Origin of the sequence: Streptomyces sp. NPDC059355 (assembly GCF_042752335.1) — a bacterium.
Classification (GTDB): domain Bacteria; phylum Actinomycetota; class Actinomycetes; order Streptomycetales; family Streptomycetaceae; genus Streptomyces.
Map to the genome: position 1 here is coordinate 237,015 of NZ_JBHYXN010000002.1, position 17,384 is coordinate 254,398.

Below are 17,384 nucleotides of genomic sequence, written 5' to 3' on the forward strand. Positions count from 1 at the left end.
GCGCGGCCAGGGGCGCTCCCCGTCGGGCGTGCGGACGCGGACCTGTTCCCACGCGTAAGGAAAGCCCATGAACCGGCGCATACGCCTGCTCGTCATCGGTCCACTCGCGGCGGCCTCTCTCGTCGCTGCCCCTGCCGCCCTCGCGGCGGTCCCCCGGTCCTCTCCCTCCGCGGTCCCGGCCGCGACGTGTTCCGTCTCCGGCGTGCTCGACAACGGCAAGGTGCATCTCTCCGGCGGCGGCTTCACCCCGGGCCCGGCGTACGTGTACGGGTCGGCCGGCTTCGGCGGAACCGTGGAGATCGCGCAGAACGGCGGCTTCCAGATCATGAACGTGCCGCCGGCCCAGTACAGCGTCCGACAGGGCGGCGAACTCACCCAGTGCAGCGGCTTCACCAGCTGACTTATCTAAAATATGGCCTTTTGGTGCAATAGTGGATTAAATTTACTAAGTATCCTTACATCCGTGGGGACCGCATCCTTAGGTCGGGACATGGACGAGCCGGACACCCCCGAGCGGCGCGCGCGGCTGAGTCGGCCGCGGGTGCTGGCCGCGGCCGTCGCGCTCGTGGACCGGGAGGGACTCGCGGCGCTGACCATGCGGCGGCTCGCCACCGACCTGGGTGTCGAGCCCATGGCCATCTACCGGTATACGCCCGGCAAGGAGGCCCTGCTGGACGGCCTGGTCGAGGCCTTCTTCGCCGAGGTCAACGACCGGCTGCGCACCACGGCCGACGCCTGCGCGGGACCTTCGTGCGAACCCGTCGGCATTCTCCCCTGGCGCGCCGAACTGCGCCGGATCGCCTGCGCCTTCGCCGCCGCCGTACACGCCCACCGCGAGATCCTGCCCGTCGTGGCCACCCGCCCCCTCGCCGTGCCGGTGGCCCGGCGACCGACGCCGGCCCTCCAGCTGACCGAGCACATCCTCGCCGTTCTCGTGCGGGCGGGCTTCGACGACGCCACCGCGCTCACGATCTACCGTGCCTTCGTGGCCTGGAACCTCGGCTGGCTGCTCGTGGACAAGCGCCCAGTGGTCGACGATCCGGACGAGCCGGACCTCTTGCTGCGACTGGGCCTGCACCGGCTTCCCGCCGCCGAGTACCCCCGCCTGCGCGCGCTGGTCCCGCAGTTCGCCGATTACAACGAGGAGCAAGAGCTGATCGCCGGTCTCGACAGTCTCCTGAACCGGATGCCCGAGCCGCCTCTTGACTCGTTCTACGGCGGAAGCGCACGCTGAGGATACGACGTACATATCGGGCGTAAGCATACGCAGTACAGCTGTACGCGTACGCGCTGTCCGCCCACTCGTCCCCATTGCCGTGAGCGCGCCGCCCCAGGCCGGGTCGGCCCCGCCGATCCGATGCCCGACGGCGCCCGAGAGGGGCCCGTCATGCCCACCGGATACACCATCCTCCGCGTCCGCGTCACAGCCAAGGACGCCGACACCCTGCGCGCCCTACTGCGCGATTCACGTCCCGACGTCGGCGGCCGCATCGGCCAGAACCCGGACGGCAGCCTCAGCTTCGACGCCTACGTCTCCCCCGAGCAGGCCGAAGACCTGGCCCGCGAGGGCGTCTCGGTCGAGACGGTCGAGGACGCCACCGCCACCGGGCGCGCCCGCCAGGCCGAGGTGGGCGAAGGAGACCGGTTCGCCTCGGAGGACGCGGTTCCGCAAGGTCTCGCCCTCAAGGTGCAGGACATCTAGGAGGGGCGCCATGCCTTACCTGAACATCAACGAAGTCGAATCCGGCGTGACCAGCCTGGCCGCCGCGTTCCCGAAGGCCGAACTCATCCGACTGCCCGAGCCGACCTTCGAGGGCCGCACCTGCCACGCCCTGCGCATCGGCACCCGCCGATTGGAACCGAAGCCCGCCGTCGTCCTGATCGGAGGCGCGCACGCCCGCGAGTGGGGCAGCAGCGAGATCCTGGTCAACCTCGCGGCCGACCTGTTGCACGCACACGCCGGCGGTACGGGCCTGGCGTACGGCGGTACGAGCTTCGCCTCCGCCCAGGTACGCACGATCATGGAGGAGCTCGACGTCGTCGTCTTCCCGCTCGTCAACCCGGACGGACGGCACTACAGCCAGACCGTCGACCCCATGTGGCGGCGCAACCGCAATCCGGCCCGGTCCGGCGGCAATCCGGCGGCCATCGGCGTCGACCCAACCGCAACTACGACCACCTCTTCGACTACCGGACGGCCTTCCACCCGCTCGCCGCCGTGCGGGTCTCGGACGACCCGGCCGACCCCGACCAGGTCTACCAGGGCCCTGAGCCCTTCTCGGAGGTGGAGACCCGCAACGTGCGGTGGCTGCTGGACCGGTTCATCCGGACCCGCTGGTTCGTGGACGTCCACAGCTACACCCAGAAGATGCTCTACGTATGGGGCGACGACCAGAACCAGTCCGTCGACCCGGCCAAGAACTTCCGCAACCCCCTCTTCGACGGCAAGCGCGGACTGAAGGACGGACTGCTCTACGCCGAGTTCGTCGACGAGGGCGACGCCGATGACTCCGCGGTGCTCGCCGAGCGGTTCTGCGAGGCCCTGAAGGGCGTACGCGGCACGGAGTACACCCCTGAGCCCGCCTTCGACCTGTACCCGACGTGCGGAACCAGCGACGACTACACCTACGCCCGCCACATCCTCTCGGGCCAGGAGGAGGAGAAGATCCTCGCCTTCACGATCGAGTGGGGAACCGCCTTCCACCCGCCGTGGACGGAGATGAAGAAGATCGTCCTCGATGTCGACGCCGGCCTCGTGCAGTTCTGCCTGACCGCTGCCGCCTAGGACGCCCGAGTCAAGCCTTGAGAATTTCGACGAGACCCCACCGGACGAACTCCCGCAACTGGAGGACCGCATCGAGCTGATGAAGCCGCAGATCAGGCGGTTGCGTGCCGACATCGCCTGTTTCCAGGAAGTCCACGGGCAAGAGCGCCCTGGCCAGCCGCGTGCGCTGCTGGCCCTCAAGGAACTCCTCGTGGGGACCAACCTCGACGGGGCCGAGCTGGTGAGCACGAAACCCGCGAACGACGCGGTCTACGACCTCCGCAACCTGGTCATCGCCACCCATCTGCCGGCTCACCGCGATGCCCCCGACCCGCAGCCGATCCCGATCGGGATCGAACGTCCCATCCTGCACGCCCAGGTCGACACCGATCACGCGGCACCCGGGCGCCTGCTGCACGTCATCACCATGCACCTGAAGTCCAAGATCCCAAGCGATATCCCCGGTCAGGTGCTCGACCCCAAGAAGGGCATCTGGCGCAGCGCCGACGCCTGGGCCGAAGGCAGCTTCCCGTCCTCCATGAAGCGCATGAGCCAGGCCGTGGAAGTGCGGCGCCTGGTCGACCTCATCCTCCACGACGACCCCGACGCGCAGATCATCGTCACCGGCGACTTCAACGCCGAACCGGACGAAGTCCCGGTCCTGGCGATCTGCGGCAACGTCGAGGACACCAGCAACGGTGAGCTCGCCCCGAAGGTGCTGGTCCCCATCGAACGCACCATCCCGAGCGATGCCCGCTACACCCTCTTCCACCACGGCCGAGGCCAGATGCTCGACCACATGCTCGTCACACGCAACCTCCTCGCCCACTACCGCGGCTCGGAGATCCACAACGAACTGCTCCACGACGACTCGCCGGCCTTCGCCACCGACGAGAAGTTCCCCGAATCCGACCATGCCCCGGTCGTCGCCACCTTCGAGTTCGACTGAGACATGGTCAGTGCCCGGCGGCCTTGACCAGGGCCACCGCCGTCCCGATGGCCGCGTCGATCACCCCGCCCAGCAGGGACACGATCAGCCCGCCGCCCATCCGTACCCCGCCGAACCAGCCCCAGGTGAACAGCGAGGCCACGTTCACCCAGGCCGCGGTGAGCAGCGCGGTGTGCAGCGACATGGCCCCGAGCCCCGCGAGCAGGATCAGGAACAGCGGCCCGGCGGCCGAGAGCAGGAGCGGGCTGGCGACGTACAGCATCTCCAGCAGCTCCCGTCCGCCGATGCCCCGCCGGTGCACCACGCGGTGGGCCTGGCCGTCGGCGACGAGGGAGGCCAGCCACAGGCCGAGCGCCGTCACGGCGACCGACAGGGCGACGTCTCCCGGCTGCGCGTGCGCCGAGTACGCCCACCCCACCACGACCGCGATCATGGTGATGGTGGCGTACAGGCGTTCCTTCAGCCGTGCCGCGGACAGCCGGACGTGGTCCGGGTCCTCCCCGTCGAGGGCGGGCACGGCGGCCGTGGGATCCATGCGGCCACGGTAGGGCGCCCGGTCACGGCCGTGGCCCTGCCGGGCCGGGGAGGTCCTCCGGCCGGACCAGCCCCGGGCCCAGCGCGTCGAGCACGGCCGCCGCGACGCGCTGTTGACCGGCAGGGGTGAGGTGGACGCCGTCCTCCTCCACGTGGCCGTGTGCGGCGGTTCGGGTGTCGATGGTGACCTCGGGCTCCGCGAGCAGGAGTTCCGCGAGGGCGTCGAGGTCCGCCCCGGCCCATCCGAGTCCGGCCCGCCTGAAGTGCACGTACTGCTCGACCCGCCGGGGATCGACACCGGTCGGGGTGAGCCAGATCCACCGGGCTCCGGCCCGACGCACCGTCAGGTCGCGCAGGGCCCGCAGGGCGCGGCGGGTCTCGGCGGCGGCGACCAGCGGGACCCCGTCCAGCCGTTGGACGTCGTTCGCCCCCAGCATGCACAGCACCCAGTCGGGCCGCTGGAACGCGAGCAGCGGGACGTTCGCCAGGGCCTGGGTCGTCGTACTGCCGGACACGGCCAGGTTGGTGCAGCGGACGCCTTCCGGGAGCAGGTGCCGCAGGATCTCGAACCAGGAGAGCCGGTCGGCGGTGGTGCTCTCCCCGACGGCCACGACGTGCTCGCCCGGCCGGAACGGCAGCCCGGCCAGGCGGGCGGCGGCCCCCGGCTCGGCCGCGAGCGCGGCGGCGGCCGCCCGGTTGCGCTCCTCGAACCGGTCCAGGCGCGTCCGGTAGCCGGCCCGGTCGAGCCCGAACAGGGCGGCGAGCGCGGCATCGTCGGGGGCGGGGCCGAGGTGTCGCAGGACCCTCTCGGGCTGGTGGAAGCGGAGCATGCGCTCCGCCGGGTCCTGGGCGGGGGTGGTGGTGGGGCTCGTCATGGCGGTCAGACCTCCGTACGGACACGGCGGCGCGGCAGCAGGAACCCGGCCGCGATCAGCCACAGCAGGCCGGCGAACCGGGCGACCGGCAACAGCAGGGCGGCGCCGTCGGCCAGCAGGACCAGCGTGGACAGTTCGGCGACCGCGGCGATGGCCAGGCCCGCCACGGCGAGGGCGCGGGGAAGCAGGCCGGCGAGCAGCCCCGGTACGGCGATCCCGGCGACCAACAGCCCCAGCAGGACGACGTGGGCGGGCCCGCCGAGCCCGAAGGCCAGGTACTGCAGCGCCCGTACGGATTCGGGGTGATCGGCCACCTCGGGCCGGGACAGCACCCAGGTGACCAGTCCGGAGCAGGCGAGGAAGGCCGAGGCGAGGACGCCCCCGGCGAGGGCGATGGTGGCACCGGGGGCTCGTACGCCGAGCTTGTGCAGCCGTGCCGAGACGGTCGCGGCGTAGATCGCGAGCGGCACCGAGGCCGCGAACTGCAGGGCCCCGGAGACGCGGACCGCACCGGTGTGGTCGCGGAAGTAGGAGGTCACCGTGTCGGTGGAGCCGAAGGGCGAGGGGAAGGGGTCCCCGCCCGCGAGCAGGGTGCCGAGCACGAGCCCCGCGAGGAAGAGGGCGGTGAAGACCACGGCCAGGATGCCGGGCGGCGGCCCGGCCTGCGGGTCGCGGCGGCTGCGTGCCTCCGGGTCGGTGGCGGTGGCGTGGGCGGCGTTGGCAGTCACGGCAGAATCCGTTCTCTCAAGTCAATCGTTCACCGAGGAGAATCATTTCGCGTGGCTTACGATAGGCCTGTGAACAGCTCTCGGCAACCGCATACGACCGACCCCGCCCCGGCCACCGGGCCGCGCGGAGCCGCGTTCCTCCTTGCCCAGATCGGCGCGCACGCCGCCGGGTTGTTCGCCGAACGCATCGGCCACCTGGGACTGACCCCTGCGGACGTCGGGCTGCTGCGCATGGTCGCCGGGCAGCCGGGGCGCAGCCAGCGGGCCCTCGCCGAGGACCTGGGCGTCGTACCGAGCCGTGTCGTCGCGCTCATCGACGCCCTGGAGGGCAAGGACCTCGTCGAACGTCGGCGCAGCGCCGAGGACCGCCGCAACTACGAACTCCACCTCACGGCGGAGGGGAAGCGCGCCCTCGGCGCGGTCTCCCGAGCGGCCGCAGCCCACGAGGACGCCCTGCTCGCAGCCCTCGACCCGGAGCAGCGCACTCAACTCCGCGGACTCCTGGAGCGCGTCGCCGCCGAACAGGAACTGACTCCCGGAGTCCACCCCGGCTACCGGAACCGCGGCTGAAGTCCGGCCGTGCGGGGAGGTCGGCGGCGGGTGGCCGTCGTCACCGCGCGGGCGAACAGGTCGCGCTCGCCCGCGCGGTGACGGCTCCTTCGGTTCGCCCGGGAGGGCCGGGATCAGGCGAAGTACTGGAGGCTGACCCTGAGAACGATGTCCTGCGGCCAGCCCGAGTCCACGCGGATCCGTACCAGCTCCCCGTCGAGCGGCACCACGTTGTGCACCGTCATGACCGCTCCTCCCATGAACGGCTTGTCGGTGGGCGGGTACACCTCTGCGACGCTCGCGCACACGTTGGTGTAGGCCGCCACGCCGGGCGCCTCCAGCAACCGTTCGAAGACACCGTGGCCGCGAAGGGTGTAGGAGTAGCCGATCTGCTGGAAATCCGCCCGCGCCTCGCCCTGACCGCCGCCCCCACTGGGCGGGATGGCCCTGTCGGACGCGGTGTTCCCGTTGCCGCCGCCGGCCGTGCTCCCGGTCGCGGGCTCACGGAGATTGGTGTGCGTCATGTCCGTCTCCCTTCGATGGACCCCCCTTCTCCCTTCCCATGGTGGACCGGCCCGGTGCCGCCGCGACCCCCTGAAATGGGGGATGGACAGGATCGGGTCGGCCGGTCAGCGGGTCAGCGCGGCGATGAGTTCGTCGCGGCCGTCGGCGCCCGTCTTGCGGAACAGGGCCTTGAGATGGTCGTTGACCGTGTACGGAGACAGGTCGAGGCGCCGGGCGATCTGTTTGACGGCTGCGCCGGCGCGCAGTTCGCACAGGGTGGCGCGCTCGCGAGGGGTGATCCCGTACCAGGCGCAGAACGACGGCATCACGAGGTCTCCGGCCGCCCCCTGGAGAACCAGGGCGACATCACCGGTGGCGTCCGTGTCGAGCGGCTGCCCTTGAAGGGTCATCCACCGCCCGCAGACGACGGGAGGGGCGCACACCAGTGGCGCCCAGGCACCCGCATCGTGTGCGCGGGAGCGTGCGGCGAGGGAGAGCGCGACGAGGAACGCGCCGGGGACCCACTCCGGGAAGACGTGCCCGCCCGGCGAGGACAGGCGGTCCAGCCAGTCCCGCGCCTGGGGGCTGACCGCCCTGATCGAGTGGTCGGGTCCCACCGTCACCACCCCGGCGGGAAGCGCGGGGGCCACGGGAAGGAGGGGGCCCTCGGTCACGTAACGGCGCAGGGCGGCCACGAGCGCCGGTCCGAGCCTGGCCGCCCGCTGGAGGTCGTCCGGGCCGAACGGGCAGGCTCCGGCACAGCGCAGCAGCCCGAGCGCACCCCACACCCCGTGCCGGTCCCGGAGGAGGAGCCGCAGCTCGGAGCCCGCCCCGTTCGCCGTGAGGATCTCGCGCACCCGCGAGTCCGAGGGACCGTCGCCCGGCGGCCCCACGACGGTGGCCGGGGTGGCCAGACCGGCCAGGGCGGCGGGGCGGTAGGGGTCGCCGCCCCGGTAGCGGTGCATGACGAGGTCGGTGACGAGTGAGGGGGCGTATTCGTGCCAGAAACTGAAGCTCCCGAGGCCGAGCCCCGTCGCCGGATCGGTGGCCACCAGGCTGAGCCCGTCGTGGGGCAGCAGCGGGGCGAGCACCCGGGAGATCCCGTCCCCCCGCCCGCCGAGGCCCGCGTCCTGGCCGGCGGCGGCGTACAGGTCACGCGCCAGCCGCCCCGCGTCGAAGAACGTGAGCGCCACAAGCTCCCATTATCCCGGCGGAGCCGGCTCCGCGCACGGGTGTGCGGAGCCGGCTCCGCCGACAGTTCTACGATCTGGTTCATGCCGACTCCCGAGTGCTACGCATGCAGCAAGGAAGCAGCGATCGACGAACTTCCACCCCGCGAGTGCGTGGCACATGACCGGCACTGGCGGGTGGCCCACGCCTTCAACACCGCGCTGCCCGGCTGGCTGGTGCTGCTGCCCCGGCGCCACGTTGCCGCCGTTCACGACCTCACCGATGCCGAGGCAGCCGCCCTGGGGATGTGGCAGGTCAGGCTTTCCCGGGCTCTCCGGAGCACGACTGGTTGCGCCAAGACGTACGTCGTCCAATTCGCCGAAGCCGAAGGCTTCGCGCACGTGCACTTCCACATCGTTCCGCGCATGGCAGATCTGCAACCGGAGCATCGAGGGCCGGGCGTCTTCGGGCTGCTTCGGCGGCCCGAGCAGGAGCACGTGTCGGCTGACCAGGCAGACCAAGTGGCCCAGTCCGTCCGAGCGCAGCTCCAGGGGCCCCGCATGTGAACCGTGCCGCCGACACCGTCATCCCCCTGCTCCCGGGCACAAAGGCCTTGCCCCTGCCCCCGACTCGGCTTTCCCTGTCAGCCGACGCCTGACGAAATCGAACGGCAGGTTCGCGCTGCCCGGAGGGCGCTGGTCCCCTTTGGTTGTGTTTGCCATTTTTTCAGTCAGTGGCGGCGGATTTCGGTCGTTGTGATCGAAGAACCGGCCGCGCGAGGCAGGGGCACCCCACCCTGGAACGGAGTCCCGTCCCGACCAGGGCGGGACATCGCGATCGAGACGCACAGGGGGAAGGGGAAGTCATGGGGGTACGTACACGGCTGCGCGCGGGCGGCGTCGTGGTGGGGGCCGCGGTGCTGGCGGTCGGGGTGGCATCGGGTCCGGCGTCAGCTGCCGACGAGTGGCGGCCGCGGCCGGGAAGCCTGTACATCTCCGACCTGCCGAAGACCGAGTCGTGGCGCGCCAACCCGGTGGCACGGGGTTGGGGCCACGAGTACGTCTGCCCGGCGGGCTGGCCGGCGGAGCCGGCTGCGGTGAACGTCTGGAACCGGGACTTCACCACTGCGGAGACCGCGTTCGCCCAGCAGAAGGTGGCGGTGTTCGCCACGGAGGCCGAAGCCATCGCGTTCGCGGCCAAGGCCCGGCAGGACTACCTCGACTGCGCGAACGCCCCGCAGCCGCCGGGTGTCACCGCGACCTACCACGACCACGGCGTGGTCGCCGTCGAGGAAGGCGCCACCCTCCAGGGGATGTACACCTTCAACTCCAACAGCCCCGAGCGCCCCGACTTCAACTACCTGTGGGGTGTGGGCCGCGACGGCGACACGGTCACGCTGGTCCTGTGGCAGAGCTACTGGGGCGAGCCGCCCGTGGCCGCGTGGAAGAGCACCTTGCGGACCGCGGTGAACAAGCTGTACTGAGCGCGATCAGGGCGGCGAGGCCGGCGTCGGCTCTCGTACCGGGGCTGCGGGCCTCCCGCGGGCCGGCTCGCCGCCCCACGCCGTTGCCCTCAGCCGATGCCGCACTGCGACGGAGTTCCACCCCGGACGGGGCACAACCTGACCGATGTCGAGATCATCGGCATCGACGGCGATGCGTGGGACGTACGTTCAACTGGTTCACGCCCACTACCGCCATCAGATGGTCGACAGGTGCTTCGGCCTCGAGTCCCCGCCCAGCTCCCCGTGTCCACCGGGCCGGCGGAAGCAACCCGTCCGCTCACACAACTGGGGGCTCCCCGAATGAACACCTCACCGCACAGACAGATCAGCCGACAGCACCGCACGACGCTGCGCTGGATCGTCGCCATCACCACCGTCGCGCTCGTCTTCGACGGCTATGACCTGGTCGTCTACGGGACCATGGTGCCCAACTTCCTGCGCGACCCGAGCCAGATCGGCCACCTCTCCGTCGCACAGGCCGGCGCGCTCGGCTCCTATGCGCTCATGGGCGTCATGGTCGGCGCGCTGACCGCCGGAGCGATCGGCGACCACATAGGACGGCGCCGCATCATGATCGCGGGGATCATCTGGTTCTCCGTCGCCATGGGGCTGAGCGCATTCGCCACGAGCATCACCGCGTTCGGCGTCCTGCGCTTCTTCACCGGCGTCGGGGTGGGCGCCCTGGTGGCCACCGCCGCCGCGATCGTCGCAGAGTTCGCACCGCCCCACCGCCGCAACGTCTACAACGCGATCGTCTACAGCGGCGTCCCCGCCGGCGGTGTCCTCGCCGCGGTCATGGCCCTCCTCACCTCCGGTGCGGACAGCTGGCGCACGCTGTTCCTCTTCGGTGCGGCCCCCCTCGTGGTCCTCCTGCCGGCCACGCTGCTGCGCCTGCCCGAGTCTCCCAAGTGGCTGCTGGCGCGCGGGCACACCGAGCGGGCCCACCTGCTCTCCGAGCGCACCGGAGTCACCCTGGGCGAATCGCCCCGGGCAGCCGACGACAAGAAGGTCGGCTTCGCAGCTTTGGCGAGCCGCCGATACGCCCTGCCCACGGTGCTGCTCGGCCTGATGAGCTGCTCCGGTCTTCTGCTCACCTACGCCCTGAACACGTGGCTGCCCGAGATCATGGGGCAGAGCGGTTTCGGCAAGTCCTACGCGCTGGTCTTCCTGCTCGCCCTGAACGGCGGGGCGATCATCGGTGGGGTACTCGCCTCCCGTGCCGCCGACCGGACGGGCCCGCAGCGCGTGATCACGTCGACGTTCGCGCTGGCCGCCGTCTCCTTGATGCTTCTCACCCTGGGACTGCCGCTCGGTGTTCTGCTGGCTCTGGTCGCGGTGGCCGGAATCGGCACGATCGGCACCCAGGTCCTGGTGTACGGCTTCGTCGCGAACTACTACGACACACGGGCCCGCGCTGCCGGAGTGGCCTGGTGTGCCGGTTTCGGCAGGCTCGGCGGCATCGGTGGGCCGCTCGTCGGCGGAGCCCTCATGAGCGCCGGGATCTCGCCGCACCACGCGTTCTACGCCTTCGCCGGCGTCGCCGTCCTCGGCGCGCTGGTGAACCTCTTCGTACCGCGACAGGGGTCAGAGGGTGGAGATGTCGATGACAAAGCGGTAGCGGATGTCGCCGGCGAGGACCCGCTCGTAGGCGTCGTTGATCTCGTCCGCCCGGATCAGCTCGATCTGGGCCGCCACTCCGTGCCGGGCGCAGAAGTCCGGCATCTCCTGGGTCTCGGCGATCCCGCCGATGCCGGAGCTGCTCATGCCGCGGCGCAGGCCGGTCAAGGACTGCAGCTCGATCCCCACCGACTCCTCCGGCAGGCCGAGATCGACCATGCTCCCGTCCGTACGCAGCAGTGAGAAGTAGGCACCGAAGTCGAGCGGTGCGGAGACGGTGTCGATGACTACGTCGTGCTCACCGGCGAGACGGCGTTCGACGGTCGTGCGCTCCAGCGGTGCCTTCGCGGCGGGTGCGGCGTAGGCGGCGACAGCGGTCACGGGAGTACGTCCCCTTCTCCGGGTTCGGCGCGTTCGGCGTATTGCGGGAGGGCCGCGAGGGGGAGGGCGGAGAGGGACCGGACCGGTCCGTGGTCCGCACGCCCTTCCCAGGGTCACCGCGCCCGTGGCTTCCTGCCCGTCGGGAACGGGCACAGCCCGTACAGGCTCCACGGCCACCCCGCTCGGGCCACTCAGGCGGGTTTGTTGCTGTTCAGGTGCATTGGGGCGGAGCGGCGTCGGGGAAGAATCCCCCGACGCGTCCCGTCTGGAAAGGGCGGGTAACCAGCCGGAAGGGCGGAACCCACCAGCCATGCTCATCAGCCGCACGTACGCCACACTCGTCGTCGTCGTCGCCACCGCGGCGGCCATCGCCTGCGCCGGCAGCGCACAGGCAGCAGCGGCGGGCGGTGCCGCCCCGTCGGCCTGCCGCCCTGCCAACCACCTCGCGAAGATCCGCCCGGACCAGTCCGGTTCGGGGCACCTCCACTTCCGTGTCACGCTGACCGCACCGAAGGGGTACGCGTCGTGCCGTCTGGCGGGTTCCCCGATCGACGTGGGTTTCACCCGCCTCGGCGTGCCGCTCGGCGTCAAGGCCGGCCGGTACGGTGACCAGACCACATCGGTGACGTTCGGACCGGGACACCCCGTCCACTTCGACATCCAAGCCCCGACCGAGGCCACCGCATTCCGGCCGACCAGGCGTCATTCACACTCAGGGCCCCCGGCGGCGAGATCCCGGGCACCTCCGTTGCCCAGGGCGCCCTCCGGATCGCGGCCGGCACGGTCATCGGCCCCGTCCGGTCCGGAGCCTGACCTTGGCGGGTTCACTGGCTGACTCCCGTGCCGCAGGACGGCGTGGCGGGGCGGGAGGGGGAGGAAGCCGCTGGTGCGTGCGGTGTATACGGCGTATCCGGGGCGGTCTGCCATGTGCTTCTCCAGGAGGCGCTTGCCGCTGCCGACGGTGAGCAGCAGGGTCATGAGGACCGGGGAGACGAGGACGGCGAGGGCCGGTTGCCAGGCGGTGCAGGCGAGCAGGTACACGCCCCACCAGACGAGGCTGTCGCCGAAGTAGTTGGGGTGGCGGGTCCAGGCCCACAGGCCCCGGTCCATGATCCGGCCCCGGTTGGCCGGATCCGCCTTGAAGCGTGCCAGCTGGTGGTCGCCCACGGCCTCGAACCCGAGCCCGAGCGCCCACACGGCGATCCCGCAGAAGGCGAGGAGGCCGAGGGGTTCGAAGCTGTAGGAGGCGGCCTGGACCGGCAGGGAGATCAGCCAGACGAGGGCGGCCTGGCCGAGGTAGACGGTGCGCAGCGCGTACCGGGTCCGGTTGCCGGGGGCTTTGTCGAGGAGAGCCGTGTAGCGCGGGTCCTCGCCGTGGCCGCGGGAGCGTCGTGCGATGTGTGCCGAGAGCCGCAGCCCCCACACGACGGTCGCCGCGGCGACGAGCAGGCGCCGGCCGTCGTCGCCGTGTCCGGCGGAGAGCAGCCAGGTGACGGCGGCGACGGCGCTGAAGGCGATGCCCCAGGCGATGTCGACGATGCGGTGCAGACCACGGCGTAGCGCGACGGCGAAGGTGGCGAGCAGCACCGCCCCCGCCGCGGCCGCGGTGACGGCGAGGTTCACGGCGAGGGCACCCCAGTCGGTGGCGTTCACTCCGCGCTCACCAGGGCGTACCGGTCGGCGGGAGGCTTCATCGGCGGGTCTTTTCGGTGAGGAGGAGCTGGCGTACGTCGAGGTAGCGGGAGCGGAATCCGGCTTCCGAGTAGGCGAGGTAGAACTCCCACATGCGCTGGAAAACGGTGTCGAACCCGAGGGTGGTGACGAGGCGGCGGTTGGCGGTGAACCGCTCGCGCCACAGGCGGAGGGTCTCCGCGTAGTGCTCGCCGTATCCGTGGTCGGCGACGGAACCCAGACCGGTGGCGGCGGCGTGCTCGGCGATGGCGCGGCGGGAGGGGATCAGACCGCCGGGGAAGACGTACTTGCCGATCCAGGTGTGGGTGGCGGCCGTGTGGAGCATCCGGCGGTGGCCCATGGTGATCGTCTGGAGGGCGATCCTGCCGCCGGGGGCGAGCGAGCGCCGCAGCGCCGCGAAGTAGGAGGGCCAGAATTCGGCGCCGACCGCCTCGATCATCTCGACGCTGATCACGGCGTCGTGGCGGCCTTCGGCGTCGCGGTAGTCGCGCAGCTGGATCTCCACCCGGTCGGCGAGACCGGCCGCGGCGATGCGTTCGCCGGCGAGGGCGGCCTGTTCGGCGGAAAGGGTCAGGGTCGTGACCCGGGAACCGCGGGCGGCGGCCCGCAGGGCGAGCTCGCCCCAGCCGGTGCCGATCTCCAGCAGTCGTGTGCCGTCGCCGACCCCGGCGAGGTCCAGGAGCCGGTCGATCTTGCGGTGCTGGGCCTCCGCCAGGGACTCGGACCGGACGGGGAAGCCGGCGAAGACCGCGGAGGAGTAGGTCAGGGTGGGGTCGAGGAACGCGGAGAACAGCTCGTTGGACAGGTCGTAGTGGCGCTGGATGTTGACGCGGGCTCCGGCACGGGTGTTGCGGTCGGCGACGGGGCGGGCGGACACCCACAGGCCGCGGAGCCGGCGCAGCGGGGCGGGCACCAGCTCGTCCACGTGCCCGGCGAGAACGGTCAGTACACCGGCCAGGTCCTCGCCGTCCCATTCACCGGCCATGTACGACTCCCCGAAGCCGATCAGGCCGTCGCGGCCGATACGCCGGTGGAAGGCGTCCGGGTCGTGGAGGGTCAGCTGCGGGCCGGCGGTGGCCGTCGGGGAGGATCCCGTGGTGGGCGCGGTCAGCGACAGCCGGTCCAGGGCCCGGCCCACCAGGTGTCCGGCCACGGCGGTCCGGGCGGGCCCGGTGGACGGCAGTCGGGCCACGTCCGGCCATCGCGCCGCGTCGACGTCGGTACGGCGGATGGCGGGCGCGGCGGAACCGCTGGGGTCGGCCGGCGGTGGCTGCCTCGACGCCTGTGGCTGTGGGGGGACCGCGCCGCGGCGGCCGGACTGCCGGGCGCGGGCGTGGGACGTGGTGGCGGGCTGGGTCACGAGGGCATGCCTTCCTGCGGGGCGGACGGGGGGCGGGGGTGTACGGCCAGGCCGCGCAGGAGCAGGCGGACGCCGTGGCGGCGGATGCCGGCCCGGACGGCGACGGTCGGCCACGGCCTGCGGGCGGCGGCGGGCACGGTGGCGGGCCGGACCTCCGCGACGACGTACACCGGGGCACCGCAAGCGTTGTGGCACCCGTACACGCTGAGCGGGTTGAAGACGAACCCGAACACCCGGGCGTGCGCCGGCATCACCACGCGTCCGCCGCCCAGGTCGACGCCGCGGGCGGCGAGGAAGGCGTCGAGTGCGGCGCGTATGGAGCCCGCGCCGCCGGTGAAGTGGTCGGGGGCGTCGAACCGGGCGAGCGGACGCACCGGCCGGGGCAGCACCGGCATCCGGTCGAGGTCCACGCACCACAGGTGGGTGCGGCGCCGGAAGGAGTGGAGCAGCGGTGCGACGCGGGCGTGCCCGATCACGCACTCGTACAGTGCCCCGGTTCCTTCGGTACGTCTCACCACGACGCTCCCGCCCTCCGACGCGCCGCGGGTGCGGCGCTGTCCACCTGTACTTCGGAGCGGAACGTCGATCGGATGCGTCAGGGAGCGACGGAAATCCGGGCGGGCGTGCAGGTGCCCGTTGCGGTCCGGCCCCCGAAATGCACCGCAGGCGGGATGATGGGCCCATGCTCTGGTTGCCTCCTCCGCTCACCGAGCTCCGGACCCGGGCAGGAGAGGAGCTCTTGCGCCGCGTCGCAGGCCCTTCGGCGCAGCACAAGCGCGCTCGTATCCATGGCGCTCCCGGACCGCGCTGGTTCGGGACGCACAGTCCGATCCGGCTCGTGCATGCGGACGCGTCGATGTACGTCGGCGGGCTCGCCGCGCTGCTGCTGCAGTCGCTGCACCCCGAGGCCATGGCGGCCGTGTGGGCACACTCCGGGTTCAGGGGAGATCCCTGGGGCCGGCTCCAGCGCACCAGCACCTTCCTGGCCGTCACCACGTTCGGGACGGACCAGGACGCCGTTCAGGCAGTGCTCCGGGTGCGCAGCGTCCACGAGCGGATCAGCGGAGTCACCTTGGAGGGAGTGCCCTACCGCGCTTCCGATCCACACCTGCTGGCCTGGGTCCACGCCGCCGAGGCGGAGTGCTTCCTGAGGGCCTACCAGCGCTACGGACGTCAGCCCCTGGACCGGGCCGGACAGGACGCCTACGTACGCGACATGGCGCTGGTCGCCGGTCGGCTGGGTGCCGAGAAACCGCCCGAGACCCGCGCGGAGCTGTCCGCCCGGCTGGCCCGGTACCGCGGAGAGCTCAGGTCCACCGCGGAGTCACGCGAGACGACCCGGTACCTGCTGTCGCGTCCTCCGCTGCCGTGGGCCGTACGGATTCCGTACGCCTTCCTGGCCGCCGCGGCCGTGGATCTGCTGCCCCGATGGGCGCGAGCACAGCTGTCCCTTCCCCTCACCCCGCGGTTCCTGCTGCCTCTGGCCGTACCCGGAGGCCGTACGGTGATCGCCGGGATCCGGTGGGCCACGCCGCCCCTGCCCCCGTCCGCGCCGCCGTCCCCGCCCCCGTCCGCGGACCGCGCCTGAAAGGCCCTGCCATGACCGTCGCCCGACCCCGACCCCGACCCCGACCCGAAGGAGCCCCGTGATGGCACGTGCCGGCCGCGATGTCGAGGGCTTGCCGGGGCAGGTCCCCGCCTGGGCGGTGTCGCCTGACGGAGGGCGCCCCGACGGGCGTGCCTGTTCCCACCTGGCGGCGCTGCCCGACTCACCGCAGACCCCGGACGAGGTGTGCGGGTCGTGCCGTGCCGGCGGATCGTCCTGGGTCCGGCTCCGGTGGTGCACCACGTGCGGGCACGTCGGATGCTGCGACAGCTCCCGGGGGCGACACGCCTACGCCCACCACGTTCGGACCGGGCACCCCGTGGTCCTGTCTCTGGCCCCTGACGAGTCGTGGGCCTGGTGCTTCGTCGACGAGGTCTTCCTCGTCCGGGTGCCCTAGGTCGTGTCGTCAAAGTCCCGTCTGGCCGGCGGGGCCTGGCACGCACGCTCGCCGCGTTGTCGTCGGTCACCGACGCTCCGCGTCGATTCCCTCCTCCGCCTTGCGATCGCACGCACCAAGCCCCGCCGGCCCCGCCCTCTCGGGCGGCCGACGCCACTTTGACGACACTCCCTAGGGGGTGTCCCCCCGCATCCGACACCGCCACAATCACGGAAGGACGGATGGAGGTGCCTGCGATGAGTGATGCCTCGCGCCCGCACGGACCGGTACCGGCGGAATCCGTCTGGGACTATCCTCGACCGCCCCGCGTGGAACCCGATGCCCGGCGCGTGGTGGTCCGGCACCGGGGAGTGACGCTCGCCGACTCCCGGGCGTGCCGACGCGTCCTGGAGACGAGCCATCCTCCCGTCTTCTACGTGCCGCGCGAGGACGTGCGCTGCGACCTGTTGTCACCCTCGCAGGGGGCGACCTTCTGCGAGTGGAAGGGCACGGCCTCGTACTGGACGCTGGTCGTGGACGGGCACACCGTGCGCGACGTGGCCTGGAGCTACGAGGATCCCGCGCGGGAATACCGGAGCATTGCCCACCACTTCGCCTTCTACCCGGGTCTGGTCGACCTCTGCCTGGTTGACGGGGAGCCCGTCCGGGCTCAGCCCGGTGATTTCTACGGTGGCTGGATCACCGGCGAAATCCTGGGGCCGTTCAAAGGCGGTCGGGGCTCCTCCGGCTGGTGAGGTGGGGTGCCGAGCGGCCG

18 protein-coding genes and 3 pseudogenes are annotated in these 17,384 nt (G+C 71.7%); 12 read left to right on the forward strand and 9 right to left on the reverse strand.

The annotated features are described in order from the left end of the window. The first annotated feature begins 67 nt into the window (after positions 1-67). From ACFXGI_RS03225 to ACFXGI_RS03245, 5 genes and pseudogenes are all read left to right on the forward strand, one after another. Positions 68-400 (forward strand): hypothetical protein, encoded by a 333-nt coding sequence (locus ACFXGI_RS03225; RefSeq protein WP_384702472.1) that lies wholly within the window; start codon positions 68-70, stop codon positions 398-400. A 90-nt stretch (positions 401-490) separates the two neighbouring features. Continuing rightward, on the forward strand, positions 491-1,234 hold the full coding sequence (locus ACFXGI_RS03230; protein WP_384702475.1) for a TetR/AcrR family transcriptional regulator: 744 nt from the start codon (positions 491-493) through the stop codon (positions 1,232-1,234). 153 nt (positions 1,235-1,387) lie between these two features. Beyond that, entirely contained in the window at positions 1,388-1,702 is a 315-nt protein-coding gene (locus ACFXGI_RS03235; RefSeq protein ID WP_384702478.1) for a hypothetical protein, read from the forward strand. A gap of 10 nt (positions 1,703-1,712) precedes the next feature. Then, positions 1,713-2,785, forward strand: a pseudogene (locus ACFXGI_RS03240) (M14 family metallopeptidase). Positions 2,786-2,864: 79 nt separating this feature from the next. After that, on the forward strand, positions 2,865-3,713 hold the full coding sequence (locus ACFXGI_RS03245; protein ID WP_384702481.1) for an endonuclease/exonuclease/phosphatase family protein: 849 nt from the start codon (positions 2,865-2,867) through the stop codon (positions 3,711-3,713). Positions 3,714-3,720: 7 nt separating this feature from the next. Here the strand turns inward: ACFXGI_RS03245 and ACFXGI_RS03250 are convergent, their stop codons facing one another. From ACFXGI_RS03250 to ACFXGI_RS03260, 3 genes are read right to left on the reverse strand one after another with little or no spacing between them, the layout of a single operon-like run. Beyond that, positions 3,721-4,248, reverse strand: coding sequence for a hypothetical protein (locus ACFXGI_RS03250; protein WP_384702484.1), 528 nt, complete (start codon positions 4,246-4,248; stop codon positions 3,721-3,723). 22 nt (positions 4,249-4,270) lie between these two features. Next, positions 4,271-5,122 carry an SGNH/GDSL hydrolase family protein gene (locus ACFXGI_RS03255; protein ID WP_384702487.1) on the reverse strand — a complete coding sequence of 284 codons (852 nt, stop codon included), beginning with the start codon at positions 5,120-5,122 and terminating at the stop codon, positions 4,271-4,273. Between the two features lie 5 nt (positions 5,123-5,127). Next, entirely contained in the window at positions 5,128-5,850 is a 723-nt protein-coding gene (locus ACFXGI_RS03260) for a hypothetical protein (RefSeq protein ID WP_384702490.1), read from the reverse strand. Positions 5,851-5,919: 69 nt separating this feature from the next. Here ACFXGI_RS03260 and ACFXGI_RS03265 point away from each other — a divergent pair, with 69 nt between their 5' ends. Next, complete coding sequence (locus tag ACFXGI_RS03265) at positions 5,920-6,420, forward strand: MarR family winged helix-turn-helix transcriptional regulator (protein ID WP_384702493.1); 501 nt, start codon at positions 5,920-5,922, stop codon at positions 6,418-6,420. A 113-nt stretch (positions 6,421-6,533) separates the two neighbouring features. On the opposite strand, the gene ACFXGI_RS03270 is transcribed toward ACFXGI_RS03265, so the two are convergent. Together ACFXGI_RS03270 and ACFXGI_RS03275 are read right to left on the reverse strand one after the other, a co-directional pair. Then, positions 6,534-6,923, reverse strand: a complete 390-nt coding sequence (locus ACFXGI_RS03270; RefSeq protein ID WP_384702496.1) for a hypothetical protein — start codon at positions 6,921-6,923, stop codon at positions 6,534-6,536. A gap of 105 nt (positions 6,924-7,028) precedes the next feature. After that, a complete protein-coding gene (locus tag ACFXGI_RS03275; RefSeq protein ID WP_384702499.1) occupies positions 7,029-8,096 on the reverse strand; it encodes a helix-turn-helix transcriptional regulator in 1,068 nt (355 codons plus the stop codon). 81 nt (positions 8,097-8,177) lie between these two features. Between ACFXGI_RS03275 and ACFXGI_RS03280 the strand changes: the two genes are divergently transcribed. From ACFXGI_RS03280 to ACFXGI_RS03290, 3 genes and pseudogenes are all read left to right on the forward strand, one after another. Continuing rightward, positions 8,178-8,639 (forward strand): HIT family protein, encoded by a 462-nt coding sequence (locus ACFXGI_RS03280; RefSeq protein WP_384702502.1) that lies wholly within the window; start codon positions 8,178-8,180, stop codon positions 8,637-8,639. Positions 8,640-8,938: 299 nt separating this feature from the next. Then, positions 8,939-9,556 (forward strand): hypothetical protein, encoded by a 618-nt coding sequence (locus ACFXGI_RS03285; RefSeq protein WP_384702505.1) that lies wholly within the window; start codon positions 8,939-8,941, stop codon positions 9,554-9,556. Between the two features lie 321 nt (positions 9,557-9,877). Beyond that, positions 9,878-11,146 (forward strand): annotated as a pseudogene (locus ACFXGI_RS03290) (MFS transporter); the annotation flags it as partial. Positions 11,147-11,161: 15 nt separating this feature from the next. Here the strand turns inward: ACFXGI_RS03290 and ACFXGI_RS03295 are convergent. The 4 genes and pseudogenes from ACFXGI_RS03295 to ACFXGI_RS03310 all read right to left on the reverse strand — a co-directional run. Continuing rightward, a pseudogene (locus ACFXGI_RS03295) lies at positions 11,162-11,503 on the reverse strand (alcohol dehydrogenase); the annotation flags it as partial. 774 nt (positions 11,504-12,277) lie between these two features. Further along, complete coding sequence (locus ACFXGI_RS03300) at positions 12,278-13,228, reverse strand: DUF1295 domain-containing protein (protein WP_384702508.1); 951 nt, start codon at positions 13,226-13,228, stop codon at positions 12,278-12,280. Between the two features lie 37 nt (positions 13,229-13,265). After that, positions 13,266-14,627 (reverse strand): class I SAM-dependent methyltransferase, encoded by a 1,362-nt coding sequence (locus ACFXGI_RS03305; RefSeq protein ID WP_384702511.1) that lies wholly within the window; start codon positions 14,625-14,627, stop codon positions 13,266-13,268. Then, positions 14,624-15,142 (reverse strand): DUF1365 family protein, encoded by a 519-nt coding sequence (locus ACFXGI_RS03310; protein ID WP_384702514.1) that lies wholly within the window; start codon positions 15,140-15,142, stop codon positions 14,624-14,626. The genes ACFXGI_RS03305 and ACFXGI_RS03310 overlap by 4 nt, the downstream gene beginning before the upstream one ends. A 167-nt stretch (positions 15,143-15,309) precedes the next feature. Here ACFXGI_RS03310 and ACFXGI_RS03315 point away from each other — a divergent pair, with 167 nt between their 5' ends. The 3 genes from ACFXGI_RS03315 to ACFXGI_RS03325 all read left to right on the forward strand — a co-directional run bounded on the left by ACFXGI_RS03315 (position 15,310) and on the right by ACFXGI_RS03325 (position 17,364). Continuing rightward, on the forward strand, positions 15,310-16,215 hold the full coding sequence (locus ACFXGI_RS03315; RefSeq protein WP_384702517.1) for an oxygenase MpaB family protein: 906 nt from the start codon (positions 15,310-15,312) through the stop codon (positions 16,213-16,215). Between the two features lie 118 nt (positions 16,216-16,333). After that, positions 16,334-16,630: a UBP-type zinc finger domain-containing protein gene (locus tag ACFXGI_RS03320; RefSeq protein ID WP_384702702.1), complete on the forward strand. Its 297-nt coding sequence runs from the start codon at positions 16,334-16,336 to the stop codon at positions 16,628-16,630. A 308-nt stretch (positions 16,631-16,938) separates the two neighbouring features. Continuing rightward, positions 16,939-17,364: a DUF427 domain-containing protein gene (locus ACFXGI_RS03325; protein WP_384702519.1), complete on the forward strand. Its 426-nt coding sequence runs from the start codon at positions 16,939-16,941 to the stop codon at positions 17,362-17,364. The last annotated feature ends 20 nt before the right edge of the window (positions 17,365-17,384 follow it).